Annotated in this window: 15 protein-coding genes; 7 read left to right on the top strand and 8 right to left on the bottom strand. The window is 41.0% G+C overall.

Going from position 1 to position 17,578, the window contains the following annotated elements; translation table 11 throughout:
* Window positions 1-24: 24 nt before the first annotated feature.
* Window positions 25-237 carry a YejL family protein gene (locus H5164_RS17205; protein WP_124016475.1) on the bottom strand — a complete coding sequence of 71 codons (213 nt, stop codon included), beginning with the start codon at window positions 235-237 and terminating at the stop codon, window positions 25-27.
* Between the two features lie 183 nt (window positions 238-420).
* On the opposite strand from H5164_RS17205, the gene yejK reads away from it, so the two are divergent.
* Window positions 421-1,449 (top strand): nucleoid-associated protein YejK, encoded by a 1,029-nt coding sequence (gene yejK / locus H5164_RS17200; protein ID WP_124016476.1) that lies wholly within the window; start codon window positions 421-423, stop codon window positions 1,447-1,449.
* 461 nt (window positions 1,450-1,910) lie between these two features.
* Window positions 1,911-2,858, top strand: coding sequence for a magnesium/cobalt transporter CorA (corA, locus tag H5164_RS17195; RefSeq protein ID WP_124016477.1), 948 nt, complete (start codon window positions 1,911-1,913; stop codon window positions 2,856-2,858).
* A 149-nt stretch (window positions 2,859-3,007) separates the two neighbouring features.
* Here corA and H5164_RS17190 read toward each other — a convergent pair whose 3' ends face one another.
* Entirely contained in the window at window positions 3,008-4,258 is a 1,251-nt protein-coding gene (locus H5164_RS17190) for a DUF3391 domain-containing protein (RefSeq protein WP_182757167.1), read from the bottom strand.
* A gap of 115 nt (window positions 4,259-4,373) precedes the next feature.
* Here H5164_RS17190 and H5164_RS17185 point away from each other — a divergent pair, with 115 nt between their 5' ends.
* Window positions 4,374-5,069, top strand: a complete 696-nt coding sequence (locus tag H5164_RS17185) for a 2OG-Fe(II) oxygenase (RefSeq protein WP_124016479.1) — start codon at window positions 4,374-4,376, stop codon at window positions 5,067-5,069.
* A gap of 79 nt (window positions 5,070-5,148) precedes the next feature.
* Here H5164_RS17185 and H5164_RS17180 read toward each other — a convergent pair whose 3' ends face one another.
* The gene (locus H5164_RS17180; protein ID WP_182757166.1) at window positions 5,149-6,501 is read right to left on the bottom strand and encodes an ATP-binding protein; all 1,353 of its coding nucleotides are present in this window, start codon (window positions 6,499-6,501) and stop codon (window positions 5,149-5,151) included.
* A complete protein-coding gene (locus tag H5164_RS17175; protein ID WP_182757165.1) occupies window positions 6,492-7,166 on the bottom strand; it encodes a response regulator in 675 nt (224 codons plus the stop codon). The genes H5164_RS17180 and H5164_RS17175 overlap by 10 nt, the downstream gene beginning before the upstream one ends.
* 241 nt (window positions 7,167-7,407) lie before the next feature.
* On the opposite strand from H5164_RS17175, the gene H5164_RS17170 reads away from it, so the two are divergent.
* The 3 genes from H5164_RS17170 to H5164_RS17160 all read left to right on the top strand — a co-directional run bounded on the left by H5164_RS17170 (window position 7,408) and on the right by H5164_RS17160 (window position 10,532).
* Window positions 7,408-8,262, top strand: a complete 855-nt coding sequence (locus H5164_RS17170; RefSeq protein ID WP_182696981.1) for a putative selenate ABC transporter substrate-binding protein — start codon at window positions 7,408-7,410, stop codon at window positions 8,260-8,262.
* Complete coding sequence (locus tag H5164_RS17165) at window positions 8,262-8,939, top strand: ATP-binding cassette domain-containing protein (protein ID WP_182743018.1); 678 nt, start codon at window positions 8,262-8,264, stop codon at window positions 8,937-8,939. Before H5164_RS17170 ends, H5164_RS17165 begins: the two co-directional genes overlap by 1 nt.
* Window positions 8,940-9,026: 87 nt before the next feature.
* Window positions 9,027-10,532, top strand: coding sequence for an ABC transporter permease (locus tag H5164_RS17160; protein ID WP_259396853.1), 1,506 nt, complete (start codon window positions 9,027-9,029; stop codon window positions 10,530-10,532).
* Window positions 10,533-10,627: 95 nt separating this feature from the next.
* Here the strand turns inward: H5164_RS17160 and H5164_RS17155 are convergent, their stop codons facing one another.
* The gene (locus H5164_RS17155; protein WP_182757163.1) at window positions 10,628-11,299 is read right to left on the bottom strand and encodes a LysE family translocator; all 672 of its coding nucleotides are present in this window, start codon (window positions 11,297-11,299) and stop codon (window positions 10,628-10,630) included.
* Between the two features lie 165 nt (window positions 11,300-11,464).
* The gene (locus H5164_RS17150) at window positions 11,465-12,775 is read right to left on the bottom strand and encodes a dicarboxylate/amino acid:cation symporter (protein ID WP_124016486.1); all 1,311 of its coding nucleotides are present in this window, start codon (window positions 12,773-12,775) and stop codon (window positions 11,465-11,467) included.
* A 224-nt stretch (window positions 12,776-12,999) separates the two neighbouring features.
* On the opposite strand from H5164_RS17150, the gene H5164_RS17145 reads away from it, so the two are divergent.
* Window positions 13,000-15,459 carry a hypothetical protein gene (locus tag H5164_RS17145; RefSeq protein ID WP_182757162.1) on the top strand — a complete coding sequence of 820 codons (2,460 nt, stop codon included), beginning with the start codon at window positions 13,000-13,002 and terminating at the stop codon, window positions 15,457-15,459.
* Window positions 15,460-15,559: 100 nt separating this feature from the next.
* On the opposite strand, the gene trpA is transcribed toward H5164_RS17145, so the two are convergent.
* Window positions 15,560-16,363: a tryptophan synthase subunit alpha gene (trpA, locus tag H5164_RS17140; protein WP_182757161.1), complete on the bottom strand. Its 804-nt coding sequence runs from the start codon at window positions 16,361-16,363 to the stop codon at window positions 15,560-15,562.
* A complete protein-coding gene (trpB, locus tag H5164_RS17135; protein ID WP_182757160.1) occupies window positions 16,356-17,567 on the bottom strand; it encodes a tryptophan synthase subunit beta in 1,212 nt (403 codons plus the stop codon). The genes trpA and trpB overlap by 8 nt, the downstream gene beginning before the upstream one ends.
* Window positions 17,568-17,578 lie beyond the last annotated feature (11 nt).

Raw genomic sequence — 17,578 nt, 5'->3', positions numbered from 1 at the left:
TTAGTGATAAATTTTATTTAGTCGTTACTTAATCGACTGTGTTAAAGCTTTGGCAAATTGCTCTGCTACTTTTTGACGAGACTCATTTGGGACTTTTTTGTCGAGTAAATGGGTCACGCAGTTACCTAGTACCATAAGGCTTAAATCGGTAGGTGCTTGATGCTTTGCTAGCACAGCAAGCAGCTCACTGATAAGTGCCTCAACTTGAGTGTTTGTGTATTTAGATTGAATTGCCATAGTCAGAAAACTTCAATAAAGAATGAATTAGCTGCACATAATAACGGATTTAGCCGGCGCTCGCCTCAAGTTTTATTCGCTCTATGTGAGGAATATCGTAAACCCTTGTTCGATTTATACGGTTGGTCTGATATCATTCTTTTTAAAATTATCATCTGTGACTGACTAGGATTAACAAGGCTTATGGGCATTAGTATTGAGCAAGCAATTATTCACGAAATATCTCAAGACAGTCAGGGGCAAATGCGTTGTCGTTTACGCCCGCAACCGTTGTTGAATACTCACGCCGTTGAAACCATGTTAGAAGAGTTACATCAGACCTATTCGGGCAAAGCGGGAAAAGGTTTTGGCTTTTTTGGTACCCATGACGATGATGGCGAAGCCAATAGTGCATTTTCTGATGCTCTGACAGGCTATCGCAAAGGCGATTTAGGCTTTGTAGAATTTAGCGGCCAAGCAAGCCAACTATTGCAGCAAGAATTATCTAAGTACGATTTTAGCCAAGGTGGATTTTTATTGATGTCTTGCTATACCAGTATGACAAGCGACTATTTATTTGTGGCGTTATTAAGCGCTAAGTCGTCGATGACAGTCTTAGATGACATGGAATTGTCGCAAAATAATCACTTAGATTTAAACAATATTCAACTGGCCGCCCGCATTGATTTAACTGAGTGGCAGGCCGATAAAAGCTCGCGTAAATATATTTCGTTTATTCGTGGTCGTGCGGGCCGTAAAGTTGCCGACTTCTTTTTAGATTTTATGGGCTGTGTTGAAGGGGTTAACATCAAAGCGCAAAACAAAACCTTGATTCATGCGGTTGAAGACTTTGTTGCGGGCAGTGAGTTAACCAAAGATGAACGTCAAGAGTGCCGTAACAAGGTCTTTGACTATTGTTCTGAGCGCGCGGGCTCTGGTGATGTGATTGAAGTTAAAGATTTAGCTGACGAGTTAGCTGATTCCGGCATGGATTCATTTTATGATTTCGCCTGTGGTGGCAGTTATGAGTTGGATGATGAGTTTCCGGCAGATAAAGCCAGTTTACGCAGTTTGAAGAAGTTTTCAGGCACTGGCGGCGGAGTAACATTGAGTTTTGATGGCGGCCATTTAGGTGAACGGGTTATTTATGATCCTATTTCTGACACCATTTTGATAAAAGGTGTGCCGGCCAATTTGAAAGATCAATTGGATCGTCGTTTAAAAGGTGAGTAACTTAAGCAGAACTCAAGCTGAGCTAACTCAATCTGCGTAGTGTGTTGTTATAGCGTCCTATCTGGGCGCTTTTTTATATCTGCTGAAAACACTAATGAAGGTTTAGCGCATGTTATGCTGTTGTGAGTTAGCAGCTGAAGTCACTTTATGTGATGTTACACATTGGTTTTTTATGGGAATGTTATGTTGAATATCGTGATCGTTGGCGCGAATATTAATGATGAAAATAGCCATTCTTTACATCAGTATCCAGATAATTAAATAGCCTAAGTGGCGCTTAATTCAGCACAGTCTAGTCTAGACTTATCTCATGTCTTATTTCACGAATGATGTCGCTGGTACGATCTTTGGCGCAGTTGAATATTTTACTTTTCATTCATTTGTAGTTGAGTAAACTAGCGCCACTTTTTGAGTGTTTTTTGTTTGTTGTGCTTTATAGCCTAATGAACTTTGGGGGAGCGATGATTACTGCATACGCCTATCAAAATAGAGAGTTAATCACCACCGAATTGAAAGTGGGCGATAAAGTGCCCGAATCGACCTTATGGTTAGATTTATTGAAACCCGATGATGAAGAACGTCAGTGGTTGAGCTTGTTTTCAGCTGAAGAAGTACCCGACGAAGAAGATATTAAAGAAATTGAGGCATCAGCACGTTTTTATCAAAACCAAGATGGTTTACATATTAACTCGTTGTTTCCTCAACGGGTGAGTTCAGATGTGCGTGCAGTGAACGTGTCATTCAACCTACGTGAAAATTTTTTGCTGACAATGCGTGAGGAAGACGTTGGTCTTATCCGTTTATTGCGTAACTATTTGCGTTTAGGTCGTTTAGATATTACCACCCCACAAGGGTTATTATTAGAGTTATTTACCCTAAAAGTAGATTATCTATCTGACTTAATTGAAGATGTTTACAGTGTATTAGAAAATGTTAGCGAGCAAGTGTTTAATGATGAAGAGCTTGATGACGTATTTAAACTGATCACCTTGCAAGAAGACTCTAACGGTAAAATTCGATTAAGTTTATTGGATACCCAACGCTCCTTGCGTTATATGCAACGTTATTATCGTGATCGTTTGTCGGATGAAAACTTGAAGGATATTCGAGAGATGTTATCGGATATTGAATCATTGATGCCACACAGCCAATTTATTTTCGACAAGTTACAATTCTTGCTTGATGCAGCGATGGGATTCAGTGGCTTGCAACAAAACAAAATTATTAAGATATTTTCGGTATCGGCGGTGGTTTTTTTACCTCCCACGCTCATTGCCAGTAGTTATGGGATGAATTTTCATATTATGCCCGAACTCGATTGGCGATTTGGCTATCCCATGGCAGTCGGATTAATGCTTGCCAGCGCAGCGGGAACTTACTTTTTCTTTAAACGAAAAGGCTGGTTATAACCGCAAATCAGGCTATAAGAAAGCCATCAATTGTTGCCAATTGATGGCTTTTTTGTTTCTCAACAAGGGTGTATCAATTTGTGAATAAGATCGTTGAATTTTATCATTATTGACATGACGACAACCCAAAAGCAGTGTCATTTAGCTGGCTAGCTTTGACCGATACCTAAGCTGATTTGTTCTCGAGGATTTAGGTATTTATGAATTTTCTCAGGCAATGCGGCGGCAGGTAAACTGCGGACAATGGTGAGTCCTTCTTGTTGTAAACTAATGATAGGGGCTAAATCTTTGGGTACTAACTGATCGTATACCACAATATTGGGACACAATAAGTGTTGTAAGTTTACTGACATCACCAAGGCAAATTGGCCACTGGATAACTCGATAATACTTCCAGGAGGATAAACACCTAATAGTTTGATTAGTTTACTAATATACTCAGCATTTAGTTTATTTTTATAATTTTTATACAATAAACCTAAAGCGATACTGGGCGGCTTAGGTTTGATTTGATTAGTACCATTACATAGATTGTCATATTCATTGATCACCGCGATCAATTGCGACAACTTGTCTATCTTGTCTGCTTTAAGGCCTTGTGGATAACCACTCCCATCTAAAAATTCGTGATGATTAGCAATTAATGGTTTAGCCTCTTCCGGGAAATTATCTGCAAGTTTAAGAAAGTTAATGCTCATTAAAGGGTGTTGTTTAATAAAGTTTTCTTCTGGTGTGGTCAGAGGTACCCGCTTATTGAGAATATTACTTGGAATTTTGAGCTTACCTATATCGTGAAATAGCGCCCCCATACCAATAGTCTCCACCTCTTGGCGATTCCAGCCCAGCTCTTTTGCCATCAGCATACACAGCATGGCGACGTTAAGTGAATGATGGTAAATATGTTCATCATTTTTAGCATCGGCCATTAAATGCAAGGCTAAGTTATCACTGTTGAGTAGCATGGTGGTCATGTTACTAATGAGATCTTTAGCCTCGATAACCGAGTTAAGAGGTCTGCTGCCGATTTTAGCGACCATGGAATGCATCATTGACACTGAACGATTAAATTGTTGTTCGGTTTTCTTTAAATCGCGTTTGAGTTTTTGTTGTTCATCTATCTGCGCTGATTTTTGACTGAGCATTTGCTCTTTACGTGCATCGATTGTTTGCTGGTTAGGTGCTGAAACGTCAGCCGTGTCAGATGTTACCGGTTCAATATCGCTTTTATCAGGATCAAAAAAAACATCCTTTAGCCCTAATCCTTTGATGAGCTCTATTTGTACTGTATCTTTAATTTTAAAACTGCTGAACAAAAAAGGATGGTCTTTCCAAGAAATAGGCAAGCGGATAAAAGTACCCACTTCTAATTGCTCTACTGATATTTTTTGATTTTTTTTCATATTCAATCGATAGTTACTTTGAAGAACAAAGAGGTATGTTGTGCATTGCGCTTTACAGATGCTTTATAGGCATGGCAGCATACTACTATACATTTATTAACAATAGTTACTCCCTATGGATTTTATTGAAGTATATCCCAATGCGATAAGTAATGACCTATGTGATCGTTTAATGGCAGCATTTAATGCTCATCCGAGTGTGGGGCCTGGTCATACTGGTTTTGGCATTGATACCGACAAAAAGCGCAGTCGTGACTTAATGTTAGACGCTTTTGATGATTTAGCTGAATTGAAAAATGAGCTATTAGCGGCAACATTCACTCACATTAGTGATTATTTTACCCAATACTCATTAACCCTAATGGGGGCTGTGTCAGTGCAAGTTGCTGATGAAAACGGTCAAGCTCAAACCCTGACGCCTGATAATTTTGAAACATTAGGTCGGCCAAGGGCTGCAGCGTTAACTAAGTACTTGTACCGCAGTGGTAGTATCAATGTGCAGCACTATCAGCAAGGTGTCGGTGGCTATCCGCATTGGCATTCAGAGCAATTTCCACAAAATGGCCATAATGAGGCGCTTCATCGGGTAGTGTTATACATGTTTTATCTTAACGATGTAGAAGAGGGCGGTGAAACGGAGTTTTATTATCAGCAGCGTAAAATAAGTCCTAGAAAAGGTACTATGGTCATAGCACCGGCCGGCTTTACTCACAGTCATCGTGGTAATGTGCCCATTAGCAACGACAAGTATATTGCCACTTCTTGGGCAATGTTTAATCGTGCAGAGCAGCTTTATGCGCCATTAAGTTAGTGATCACTGTCGAGTAAAGCGTGTTGTTGCTCTATTTACTGCCCTGATAGCTTGCTTAGGTACTTATGTTTAAATGATATTACGTCGTTGCGGAGAGCTGGATCACAAAGGCTGCTCCGCCTAATTCACTGGTCGTAATGGTCATGGTGCCACCATAACTGCTAACGATTTCATGACATACTGCTAAACCAATGCCTTGTCCTGATGATTGGGTATCGGCTCTCATTCCGCGTTGAATGATTTTTTGTTTAATGGCGTCATCAACTCCAGGGCCATCATCTTCGACACTAAGCTGAATCATGTTGCCATCAAGATGCTGGGCGGTTACTTGTACCTTGTTACTACACAAGCGAAACGCATTTTCCATTAAGTTACCCAATAACTCCATTACATCCCCTTTACTGAGCGGTAAGTGTAATGACGCCGATACTTGCAGTGTGAATATAACGTGTTTGTCCCGATAAATCTTATCAAGCATTTGTGCCACTTGTTGGGCAATAGGTGCGACCTTTGTTTGTTGTTGACGTAAGCCTTGCTGGCCTAACATGGCGCGTTTGAGCTGATACTGCACTAGATGATCCATATCATTGATTTGTTCTAGTATCTTTTGCTGTTGCTGCTGACGATCTAAAGAGTCATCGTCAATGATGGCAATGCTGGCAGCAAGACGTGTCTTTAAACTATGAGCCAAATCATTCATCGCATTTTGATAGCGAGTCTGACGTTGATCAGTTTGGTCCATAAGCTGATTTAACGCCATCGTGATACCGTGTAATTCAACGGGATAATCCTGTGAAAGGCTTTTTTTATGTCCTTGTTGAAGTTGTAATAGTTCTTGTTTTAATTGTGTTAACGGCCGCATGCCCCAATAGGCTGCACTGACTAAAAGTAGTAATGCAATAGCCATGACGATGGCTAATCTAAAATAAGTTAATCGGTTAAATTGTTTAAGTTCCGTTTTTAATGCCGTCGCGTCTTTTAAAATTAATAGATGATACATTTGATCTTCAACATCAATACTGAGCAAATAAGCAAAGTAGCTTTGCTGGGCGTCAAAATTAAGATAAAACGGCGGTAAATCATCTTTTATTTGAAGATATTTTTCACAGATGTTATTCAATTTTAAGCTAATTGCGAAATCAGAACGCCATAAAGTGTGATAAGCACTATTACAAGTCGCCATAATATATTGTGTATCAACGTCATCACCTTCACGTGCTTGGGTGATGGGGATTAAATTGTTTTCGCGAAACTCCGCAGCAATGATAGGTAATTTAGCTATTAACGCGCTGGTGGTTTGGTTATAACGGTTTTGGGCATGGAGCAGAGTAATTAACCAAGCCAGACCAAATCCCACTAATGTGATAATGGCCAAGGAAGTAACAAACATTCTTGTTAGCAGGCGTTTTTGAGGTCGGGGAATTAGTCGCATGGGTGATTAAATTTATATCCTTGACCACGAAGAGTCACAATCGCCTCTGATATTCCGCCCTGAGCCAGTTTTTTTCTTAATCTACTGATTATTACTTCAATGGTATTGGGATCGCCTTCCTTGTCTGCATATACCACATCAAGTAAACGCTGCTTAGCGATAACTTCATGGCTATGGCGCATTAAGTATTCCAAAATAAGGTATTCAAAGGCCGTGATGTCTAATGGTGTTTGATTCAGTGTCACGTTTTTTGCTGCCATATCAATTTGCAGCGCCCCACTGGTGATAGTTGAACTCACAAAACCACAGCTGCGGCGTACGATGGCGTCAAGCCTAGCGATGAGTTCTTCTTTTTGAAATGGTTTAACTAAATAGTCATCGGCGCCAGCATTAAGCCCTTCGACTTTGTCTTGCCACATGAGTCGTGCGGTTAAAATGAGAATCGGGGCTTTGATATCGGCACTACGGAGCATTTTGATTAAGCTTATTCCGTCTTGATCGGGTAAACCTAAATCAATAATAGCAGCATCTATCGGATAGTTAGTTGCTTGATAAAATCCCTCTTTTGCGGTTAATGCGACTTGTACTTGGTTACCTTGCGCAGATAACTGAACCTGTAAGTGATGTGACAAAATAGGATCGTCTTCAATAACCAATATGCGCATAATTTATCCTTGTTGAGCCGTTGCCTTAGGTAAAATGTGCTCGATTAGTATTACCTTATCAATCTTTTAGGTTAAATATTAAATAGGCTTTGGGTGTCGATATAATCAAGTTTATAACAATAATACTAATATTTTTTATTTGTTTTTACTTACATTTTTTATTTTGAGTCGCTTTGGCTATGTAATCGAGTAGCAGGTAAGTTAGAATAGCGTTAACAACCGACTAACTTATAAGATTAAGATGAAACTAACACATTTATTAGCAGCGAGCTTTTTAAGTTTATTTTCGACGTTTGCATTAAGTGCAACCTTTACCTTTACTGCTATCCCTGATGAAGATGAAAGTCAGCTTCGTACTCGATTTGATAAAGTGGCTGATTATTTATCTGAGCAATTGGGCGTGGAAGTAAAATATATTCCAGTAAAGTCTTATTCAGCTGCGGTAACTGCGTTCCGTAACAATCAAGTTCAGCTTGCTTGGTTTGGCGGTTTATCTGGGGTTCAGGCTCGTCGCTTAGTGCCTGGTTCTGAAGCTATCGCTCAAGGTTTTGAAGATCAGTACTTTAAGAGTTATTTGATTGCCCATCAATCTACTGAAATTGTTCCTTCCAGTAATTTCCCGCTACTAAATGATTATACTTTTACGTTTGGTTCTAAAGATTCAACGTCTGGACGGTTAATGCCGCAGTTCTTTATTGAGCGAAACTTAGGTAAGCCGATCGAACAGATTTTTAAACGAATCGGTTTCTCTGGTGATCATAGCCGCACCATTAGCCAAGTCGAAGCGGGTGTATACCAAGTTGGCGCGGTTAATTATAAAGTGTGGGACACTGCTGTTGAAAAAGGCGAGGTTGATACCAGTAAAGTGAAAGTCATTTGGGAAAGTCCTAGCTACCCTGACTATCAATGGACAGTACGTGCTGGCGTTGATGACTCTTTTGGTGCAGGTTTTAAAGAAAAACTGACTAAAACATTAATTGGTATGACGGATAAAGATTTATTAGCCAGTTTTCCTCGTGAGTCATTTGTACCCGCCCATAATAACGACTATGAGCCGATTGAGCGCGTCGCAAAAACCATTGGAATGCTTGATTAATGTTGTCTTTGGTTGATGTTGATTTAGGTTATAGTCAGAACATTGTTTTATCTAAGGTTAATTTGTCATTTAAGCCCAATGAACATGTGGCTATTTTAGGTCCTTCAGGCGTGGGTAAAACCACGTTATTGCATCATCTATATCTACAATTGGCTCAGCAAACCTGTTTGTGTTCTCAAGCACAAGGGTTGGTTGATAACTTGTCGATATATCATAATGTATTTATTGGTGGATTAGCGCGTTACTCTCGTTGGTACAATATGGCTAATTTAATATTGCCATTTAATAAGCCACAACAACAAATAGCCGCTATTTGTCAGCAGTTAGAGCTCACCATGCCATTAACACAAAAGGTCAGTGAGCTGTCTGGTGGACAACGTCAACGTGTCGCATTAGCCAGAGCATTATTTCAACAGCAATCCATTTTTATGGGTGATGAGCCCTTTTCTGCATTAGATCCATTAATGGGCTTACGGCTATTAAATTTGATTAAACAAGCACATCAAAGTGTGATTTGTGTGCTGCATGATGCTGAGTTAGCCTTAGCGCATTTTGATCGCATTATCGTGATTAGCGAGGGCAAAGTGGTGCTAGATGATGGCGCCGATAAGTTATCTCTGGCCCGTTTATCACAGCATTATGCTTTGGCCGATATGCCAAAGCAGGTTATGGCGTGAATATGATCACATCGCTGCAGCTCATTATATTGCTTATCACAGCTCTATCTGTGTGCTGTTACTGTCTTTTCTATTATGTCTGACGCCATGATTTTTCGTGGACGCGCTTTTGTGGGCCACTGGCAGAAAATCACTTTACTACTTTTAGTTACGGTATCTGTGTGTTGGTTTTTTGCTGATACCGAAGTGATAGCAATCGATCCTTGGTCCGAACTCGGCCGTATGTGGCAGGGTTTTGTGCATCCCGATTTTTTTGCGACAGAGAATCTGTTTGATGCACTGTGGCAAACTATCAGTTTTGCCTTGCTTGGGATCACGGTTGGATTGCTAGTGGGGTTTCCATTAGCCTTGTGGTATCAACATCCCTTAATTGCGGCCGTGTGTGCCTTTATCCGCGCGATCCATGAGATTTTCTGGGCGCTGATATTTTTACAGATCTTTGGTCTATCAGCCATTACCGGTATCTTAGCCATTGCACTACCTTATGCTGCCACATTTGCCCGAGTTTTTGCGGATATATTACAACAAGCGCCAATCCATACTTTATTTTCACTGCCCAAGGGTACTGATAAATTATCGGCATTTATCTATGGACGTTGGATGCACATGTATCCACAGATTATTGATTATATTCGTTATCGTTTTGAATGTGCGTTGCGCAGTAGTGCGGTATTGGGTTTTATTGGTATGCCGACATTAGGCTTTTATTTAGAATCCGCTTTTCGTCAAGGGCGTTATGAGCAAGGTGGGGCATTACTGATTTTATTTGTGTTATTAATTGGCAGTATACGCTTTTGGGCTAAACCGATTTTGCTGTGGCTATATTTACCGCTTGCGGTGTATTTTTTACCACCAATACCTGTGATTGACTCGCAACTTATTTGGCGCTTTATCAGTGTTGATATCTTACCGCCAATGCTCCAAGGGCAGGCTTTTTTTAACTGGTTTGATGCAGATAATCTATCAAAGTTGTTTGACTGGGTTTATGAATTAATAAGCCAACAAGTATTTCCGGGAATGATTGCCACTTTAGTATTGGCTTTTTGTGCCTTAGGATTAACTCACTTATTCACCATGATATTGTTGCCGCTAAACACGCGTTTAATGATGCCAAACCTGATCATCTTGTTCATGCGTGCGGTTAATTTAATATTACGTTCACTGCCAGAGTATTTATTGGCTTTTGTGTTTATGATGTTGCTGGGGCCTTCTATGTTACCCGCTATTATCGCGCTAGCATTACACAATGCCGGTCTTATGGTGTTTTTAATGGCGCGCCAAGCTGACAACGTGAGTGTTCCGCTCACATATCTGCCAAGAATTGACCAATATAGTTATTTGGTTGTGCCTACGCTATATCCACATTTTATGGGATTACTATTTTATCGTTTTGAAGTGATTATTCGTGAAACGGCTATTTTGGGTATGCTTGGCGTGATGACGTTAGGCTTTTATGTTGACAGCAACTTTTCTGAAATCCGCTTTAGCGGTGCCTTATTGTTATTGGTGTTCACTGCGGGTTTAAATGTTGCCGTGGATTATTTAGCGCGTCGATTACTCCATTATCCTCGACATCGTATACAGGTTTGCTAAAGCAGCCTTAAGATTAATCCTCGGATTAATCTTGGCCACGAATTACTTATAAGGCTTAAAACTCAGGCCGCTTTAAATGAGTATATCTATGTCAATTAGCTGATAATTTGTTGGATAATATTACTTGCAATAGTCAGCGCAACGGCAATAAAAATAATCCCTACCAGTAAATCAATAATGGTATTCGCTGCGAGTAATTTCTGCTGAACTCGAGGTTTAGATAATACTAATGCCAGTAAGCTAAACCATGCTAATGACAACACAAACAATAATACTGTCGCGGCTATTTTGGTTGAATGATTGACTTGTGGCGTAATTAATACTGAAAATAAAGTAATAAAAAAGATCAGCGCTTTAGGGTTGAGTAGATTGGTATAAAGACCCGCCTTAAACCCTTTTAACGACGAGACTATAGCCACCTGGGTGAGATTTTGCTGAACTGAAGGGATGTCTACAGTCCGGTGTTTGCTGATAATACTCGTCATCGCTGATTTAAGCGCCCCATATCCCATCCAAGCTAAGTAGCTGCTACCAATGAGTTGTACAGCCATGAACGCAATATGAGATTGTTGGATCATCACACTGATCCCCATCAAAGATAGAAAGGTATGTATCAAGATCGCCACCGCAATACCTAAGGCACAATAAAGTGCGGTTAAGCGTGTTTGTTGTGTGGCCATTTTTACAATAATGGCGAAATCGGGTCCAGGGCTCATCAATGCCACTATGTGAATAACCGCTAAACTTGCCAATAAAGTAAGGTCCATATTTATTCCGTTTTTTTTAAGCTATGACGAGTCATTTACCCATGAGTTTTAATGATAATGAAAGCCTATATCAATGTAAGTTGATGATAATGACATATTTATGCAGAAAAAAGATAATAAAAAAGCGCTAAATTAGCGCTTTTTTATATAAGGTGATGTTAAGTGTTAATTTTTGGAATTAAGCACTTGATCTTCAAAGTTTTTAGCGACTTTACCCGCTTGTGAGTCATTGAATATTTGTTCATTGAATTCACCCTCTGATTTAGCAATAATCACTGTCGCTACCGCATCACCGGTTACGTTCACCGCGGTGCGGATCATGTCGAGCATTCTGTCGACACCAATAATTAATGCAATCCCCTCTACAGGTAAGCCAACTTGGTTTAACACCATGGCGAGCATGATTAAGCCTACGCCTGGCACCCCCGCAGTGCCAATGGAGGCTAACGTTGCTGTGACCACCACAGTAGCGTAATCCATTATGCTCAGTTCAATACCAAACACTTGGGCAATAAATACCGTGGCGACACCTTGCATAATGGCGGTACCATCCATGTTAAGTGTTGCACCCAGTGGTAAAGTGAATGAGGCAATTTTATTGTCAACCCCCATTCGGTGTTCAGCTGTTTCAATGGTGACAGGTAATGTGGCATTTGAACTGGCTGTACTAAAGGCAAACAGTTGCACATCACGAATTTTACGCAAAAACATCAGCGGACTCAGGCCTGAGAATAACTTTAATAACGTCGGGTATACCACTAAGCCTTGAATAAATAATACTGCAACGACCAGGAAGAAGTATTTTACTACACTACCGAAGGTTTCTAAGCCTAACGTTAAGCTGAGAGTCGCCATCAGTGCAAACACACCATAAGGCGCGAGCTGCATAATCAAGGTAACTACACGCATAATCACATCATTTAAATCGTTAAAAAATGACGCTATACGCGTACCGCGTTCACCAATATGTGAGATGGCAAAGCCAAAAACAACTGCAAATAGGATAATCTGCAGCATATTGCCTTCACTCATGGCTTGCATAGGGTTTGTCGGTACAATATTAATAATGACTTCAGACAGGCTAGGTGCGTCTTTTGCTGAGTATTCTAATGCGTTACCGGCCAAACTAGCATTACCAGGATGGATCAACACTGCGGCTAGAATCGCAATCGTGAGCGCAATAGCGGTAGTGAATAAATAGAAGGATATGGTCTTGCCACCAAGACGCCCCAGTTTAGATGGATCGCTAAGGGAGCAAGTACCGCACACTAATGAGATAAATACTAAAGGTACGACAAGCATTTTTAAGCTTGAGATGAAGATAGTGCCAATGACATGCAAGAATCCATCGGTAATGTACTCTTGAATAAATTGGCTATCAGGAAAAGAGTTTCTCAATACTAGGCCAAATATAATGCCTAATGCCATGCCAAATAAAATTTTGCTCGTGAGTCCGAGCTTGTATTGTTTACTCACAGAGTGTTCCTTTTCATCATATTATTTTATTTCTTTATTGAATGCGCTAAAGACTAGCAGGAATCGTTAACTTAGGAAATGGCCTAAAAGTGAAAGTTTTAGCCGATAAATAGCAAAGAAATTATTATAGTTATGCTAAAGTTATAGGATGTTTGTGTATTGTTTAAATATAAGTAACTATAATAATTCTTAAGTTTTATTTCAATGTAACAGGGAGCCTGACAATGAGGTCAGCATATAAAGTTTATTTCGCACTTTTATGTACTTTTTTTCTCGTCGCATGTGGTGGCGGCGGCGCTATAACAGATGATGGCACTGGAGGAGGAACAACTCCCGATCCAACAGTCTCTATTACGTTAAGTATTGATAACGATCAAATTTCTGTTGCAGAACCTGCAACTATTACTGCGACTGTCAAAGACTCAACGGGGGCTGCAGTCAGTACCCTGGTTTCTTTTTCATTAAATAATGCTCAATACGGCACTTTTGCTCCTGGTACAGGTGAAGTTGCTACTAATGCTGATGGTATTGCTACTGTTCAGTTAAATTCCGCCGCAATCAACACTGGTGCGACCGTCACGGCAACCACTTCATCTGGCGAGACAAGTTCACTCAATGTGACTATGGCCGGTGATGGTGGTGTAGCAGGCGGTGGCGCGCAAGTTTCATTGGTATTAACTGATGCAGCTGGTAATGCCATTGAATCAATCAACACATTATCTCCTGGTAAATTAACGGCTACGGTTAGTGGGCTTTCTAAGTCTGTTATTGTCACTTTTGATAGTCCAATAGGTGATTTGCCGGTTAAAACAGCAGTGACTAATGCACAAGGAAAGGCGACCGTCGATATTTATGCGGGTAGCTCTTTAGGTGCCGGCGAAGCAACCGCTTCGTTATCAACTAATGAAACGGGTTCGACGATTGTTGTCGTCGGTGCCACCAATGTTGTGATGGGCAGCGGAACACCGTTTGTTCAAGGTGTAGCATCGGTAAGTACAGCCGATCTTTCGGCGGGCGGTACTGCAACGGTTTCAGTTTTGATTCAAGATGATCAAGGTAATCCTTTTACTCAGCCAGTTGATGTGAATTTCTCATCGACGTGTGCAACTAAAAATCCTGCTCAAGCCGTTATTAGCTCGCCGGTATCATCGAGTAATGGTGTTGCGACCTCAACCTATCGTGCTCAAGGTTGTGTTGGTGAAGATCAAATTAACGTCACAGCAAACGCCGGTGGCATTAGTTTATCAGCAGTTGGGACTATTAATGTACTGCAGGCGGATGTAGGTAGTATCGTATTTGTATCTGCAACACCTGAGAATGTTAGTATTTTGGGTACTGGTGGCGATGAATCGTCAGTGGTTCAATTTAAAGTACTAGATAAAAATAATAACGTTGTGACCAATCAAAATGTATTATTTGAACTCAATACAGAAATTGGTGGAGTGAAAATTGATCCTTTACAAGCCACAACCGACAACAGTGGTTTGGTTCAAACGGTAGTCACTACAGGTACAGTGGCTACCTCGCTGCGAGTCACTGCGACGGTAGACAATGGCTCAACCCCTGCAATATCGAGTCAGTCTAGTCAGTTAATTGTTTCAACAGGCATCCCTGACCAAGACAGTTTCTCATTATCTTCGACAATATTAAATGCTGAAGGTTGGGATGTTGATGGCACTGAAGTTACGGTCGTAGCCCGTATGGCCGATGCGTTTAATAACCCTGTACCTGATGGAACTACGGTATCTTTTACTACCGAAGGTGGCTCTATTGAAGATGCATGTCAAACGCTTAATGGAGCTTGTTCAGTAAAATGGACCAGTCAGTTGCCAAGACCAGAAGGTGAGACGATTCTCAATGGCGCGGGGCAGATGTTCCGTAATCCTAATGCTGATTTAGCTTTTGATTCAACGTTGGGTATTTATGGCAATATATATGGTCAAAAATACGGTGGTCGTGCAACGGTTACTGCAACCGCAATTGGTGAAGAGTCTTTTCCTGATTTAAACGGTAATGGTCGTTTTGATGCTGCAGAAGCATCTGAATTTCTTTCTGGTACAGACGTCACTGGGCAAGCATTTGATTTAAATGATGCCTTTAATGATTATAACGAAGATGGAATATTCAACCCGCAACAAACAGGTGGTCAGTCAGGTGGTTCATTAGAAAAGCTAGTTGATTTTAATTCAAATGGTGTATTTGATTTAAAAGACGGCAAATACAATGGGGTACTTTGCTCGGACCCTGTTCACAGTGCATGTGCTGATGGTACAAGTGATTCTAAATCTTTGTTTGTGCGTCGAAGTCTTGTCATAGTGATGTCTGGTAGTACTGCTTATGCTACTGAGTCAAATAACATTGTTATAGCTGACAGTACAGGTACTCATACTGGCGGTAGTATTCAAATTATTGGAAAAGGTTCTGCGACTGCAACATTTACTATTTCTGATTTACATAATCAGCAAATGCCAGCAGGGACTATTGTTAGATTTACAACCTCTGCAGGTTCTGTGGTAAGTACCAGCGAATATACTTGGCCAAGCACTAACTATAATGGTGGCCGTCAGTTCACGGCTACTCTAAAAGGTGAAGACCAACCTAACACTGGAGTGTTCATTGTTGAAGTTGAGTCACCAGGCGGGTTAATTACTCAAGTGGTTTCAATTGGTGTAGCGATTTTATAATCACTTGATACACCCCTAAGCAGAACGTTAGGGGCATCCATTAAAAAAGGCGCTTTAAGCGCCTTTTTTGTTTTTACTTTTTATTAAGAACACAACGTTTCTAGGTTGCCGCTTTCATTGCTGCGGTAAATTGAGCAAGTTTTGTCAGTAACGTGACTTCATCATGTTGATGAGCTTCGATAATTTTAACCACGGCAGAACCAGATATCGCGCCTGCGGCACCGGCTTTGATGGCCGCGCGTACTTGCTCTGGTTCGGCAATACCAAAACCTAATAGTGGCGGTGGGGCATTAAATTCGACCAACTGTGCCAGAATATTCTCAATTGGCACACCGGCTTTTGATTCAGTACCCGTTACGCCGGCACGAGATAATAGGTAGGTATAACCTTCACCTTGTTCACTGACCAGTTTTAAGGTGTCAGCATCAGCATTAGGCGGTGCGATAAAGATAGGTGCGATACCATGTGCTTTTGCGGCTAAACTAAAAGGTTTTGACTCTTCAACCGGCACATCGGCAATCAATACCGAATCTACACCAGCAGCTTGTGCTTTGGCATAAAATGAATCGATACCATTAGCAAATACTAAGTTGGCATATAGCAATAATCCGATAGGCAGATCAGGATATTGCGCGCGTATTTTAGCGATAATGTCAAAGCAATCGCTTTGTTTAGTTCCAGCGGCTAATGAGCGTAAGTTAGCACCTTGTATTACTGGGCCATCAGCTAATGGATCTGAAAAAGGAAAACCTAATTCAAGTGCATCAGCACCATTATCAACTAAGGTTTGAATGATCTTTAACGATAATTCAGGGCTCGGATCGCCAATGGTGACAAAAGGAACAAAAGCACCTTGATTTTGTGCCTTAAGTGCAGCAAATTTTGCTTGATAACGGTTACTCATTGCCGCTCTCCTGTTGTTTTTGTTTCGTTTCTAAAATATCTGCCACAGTGAAAATATCTTTGTCACCACGGCCTGATAAATTAACCACTAAAATGGTCTCTTTAGTCGCTTCTTTTGCCATGCGAACTGCGTAAGCAAGTGCATGCGCTGATTCTAATGCCGGAATGATACCTTCACAGCGAGCGAGGGTTTGGAACATCTCTAACGCTTCATCATCGGTTGCTGATTCATATCGTGCACGACCAATGGCATTTAAATGTGCATGTTGCGGGCCTACCGAGGGGAAATCAAGCCCGGCAGAAACAGAATACGACTCTTCAATTTGACCATCACTGTTTTGCATTAACGGTGATTTCATGCCAAAGAATATACCGGTTTTACCGTGTTTAAGCGGCGCGCCGTGCATTGCCGTATCAAGTCCTTTTCCTGCCGGTTCAACACCAATTAATTCAACTGATGGTTCGTCAATAAAGTCGGCAAACATACCAATAGCATTTGAGCCTCCGCCAACACAGGCGATGACAGCGTCAGGTAAACGGCCTTCTTTTTCAAGAATTTGTTTTTTGGTTTCTTCCCCAATAATACGCTGAAATTCGCGCACAATTGTCGGGAAAGGATGTGGCCCAGCAGCGGTGCCGAGTAAGTAGTGAGCTTTATCATAACTTGCTGACCAGTCGCGCATGGCTTCGTTACAGGCATCTTTTAGGGTTGATGAACCTGAAGTCACCGGAATCACTTCAGCACCCATTAATTTCATTCGAAATACATTTGGCGATTGACGTTCAATGTCTTTAGCGCCCATGTAAACTCTGCATTTTAAGCCTAAAAGCGCACAGGCTAGGGCAGTGGCTACGCCATGTTGACCAGCACCTGTTTCTGCGATGATTTCTTTTTTACCCATACGTCTTGCTAACAACGCTTGACCTAACACTTGGTTGGTTTTGTGGGCGCCACCATGGAGTAAGTCTTCACGTTTTAGGTAAATTTTTACCATTGGATTTGGACTTAAATTACGGGTAAGTGTTAGCGCTGTTGGGCGGCCTGCATAGTTTTTCAGCAGGTCGGTAAATTCAGCGATAAAGCTTTCATCTTGTTGCGCGTCAATAAAGGCTGTTTCGAGTTGTTTTAATGCAGGCACTAAAATTTGCGGTACATACATACCACCGTATTCGCCGAAATAAGGGTTAAGCTTGAGCTCGGTCATAAATGTTCCCT

The organism is Shewanella sp. SG41-3 (genome assembly GCF_014164545.1).
In the GTDB taxonomy this organism is placed as follows: Bacteria; Pseudomonadota; Gammaproteobacteria; order Enterobacterales; family Shewanellaceae; genus Shewanella; species Shewanella vesiculosa.
The sequence above is the reverse complement of the archived record's forward strand: the minus strand, read 5'-3'. Positions and strand labels throughout refer to the sequence as shown.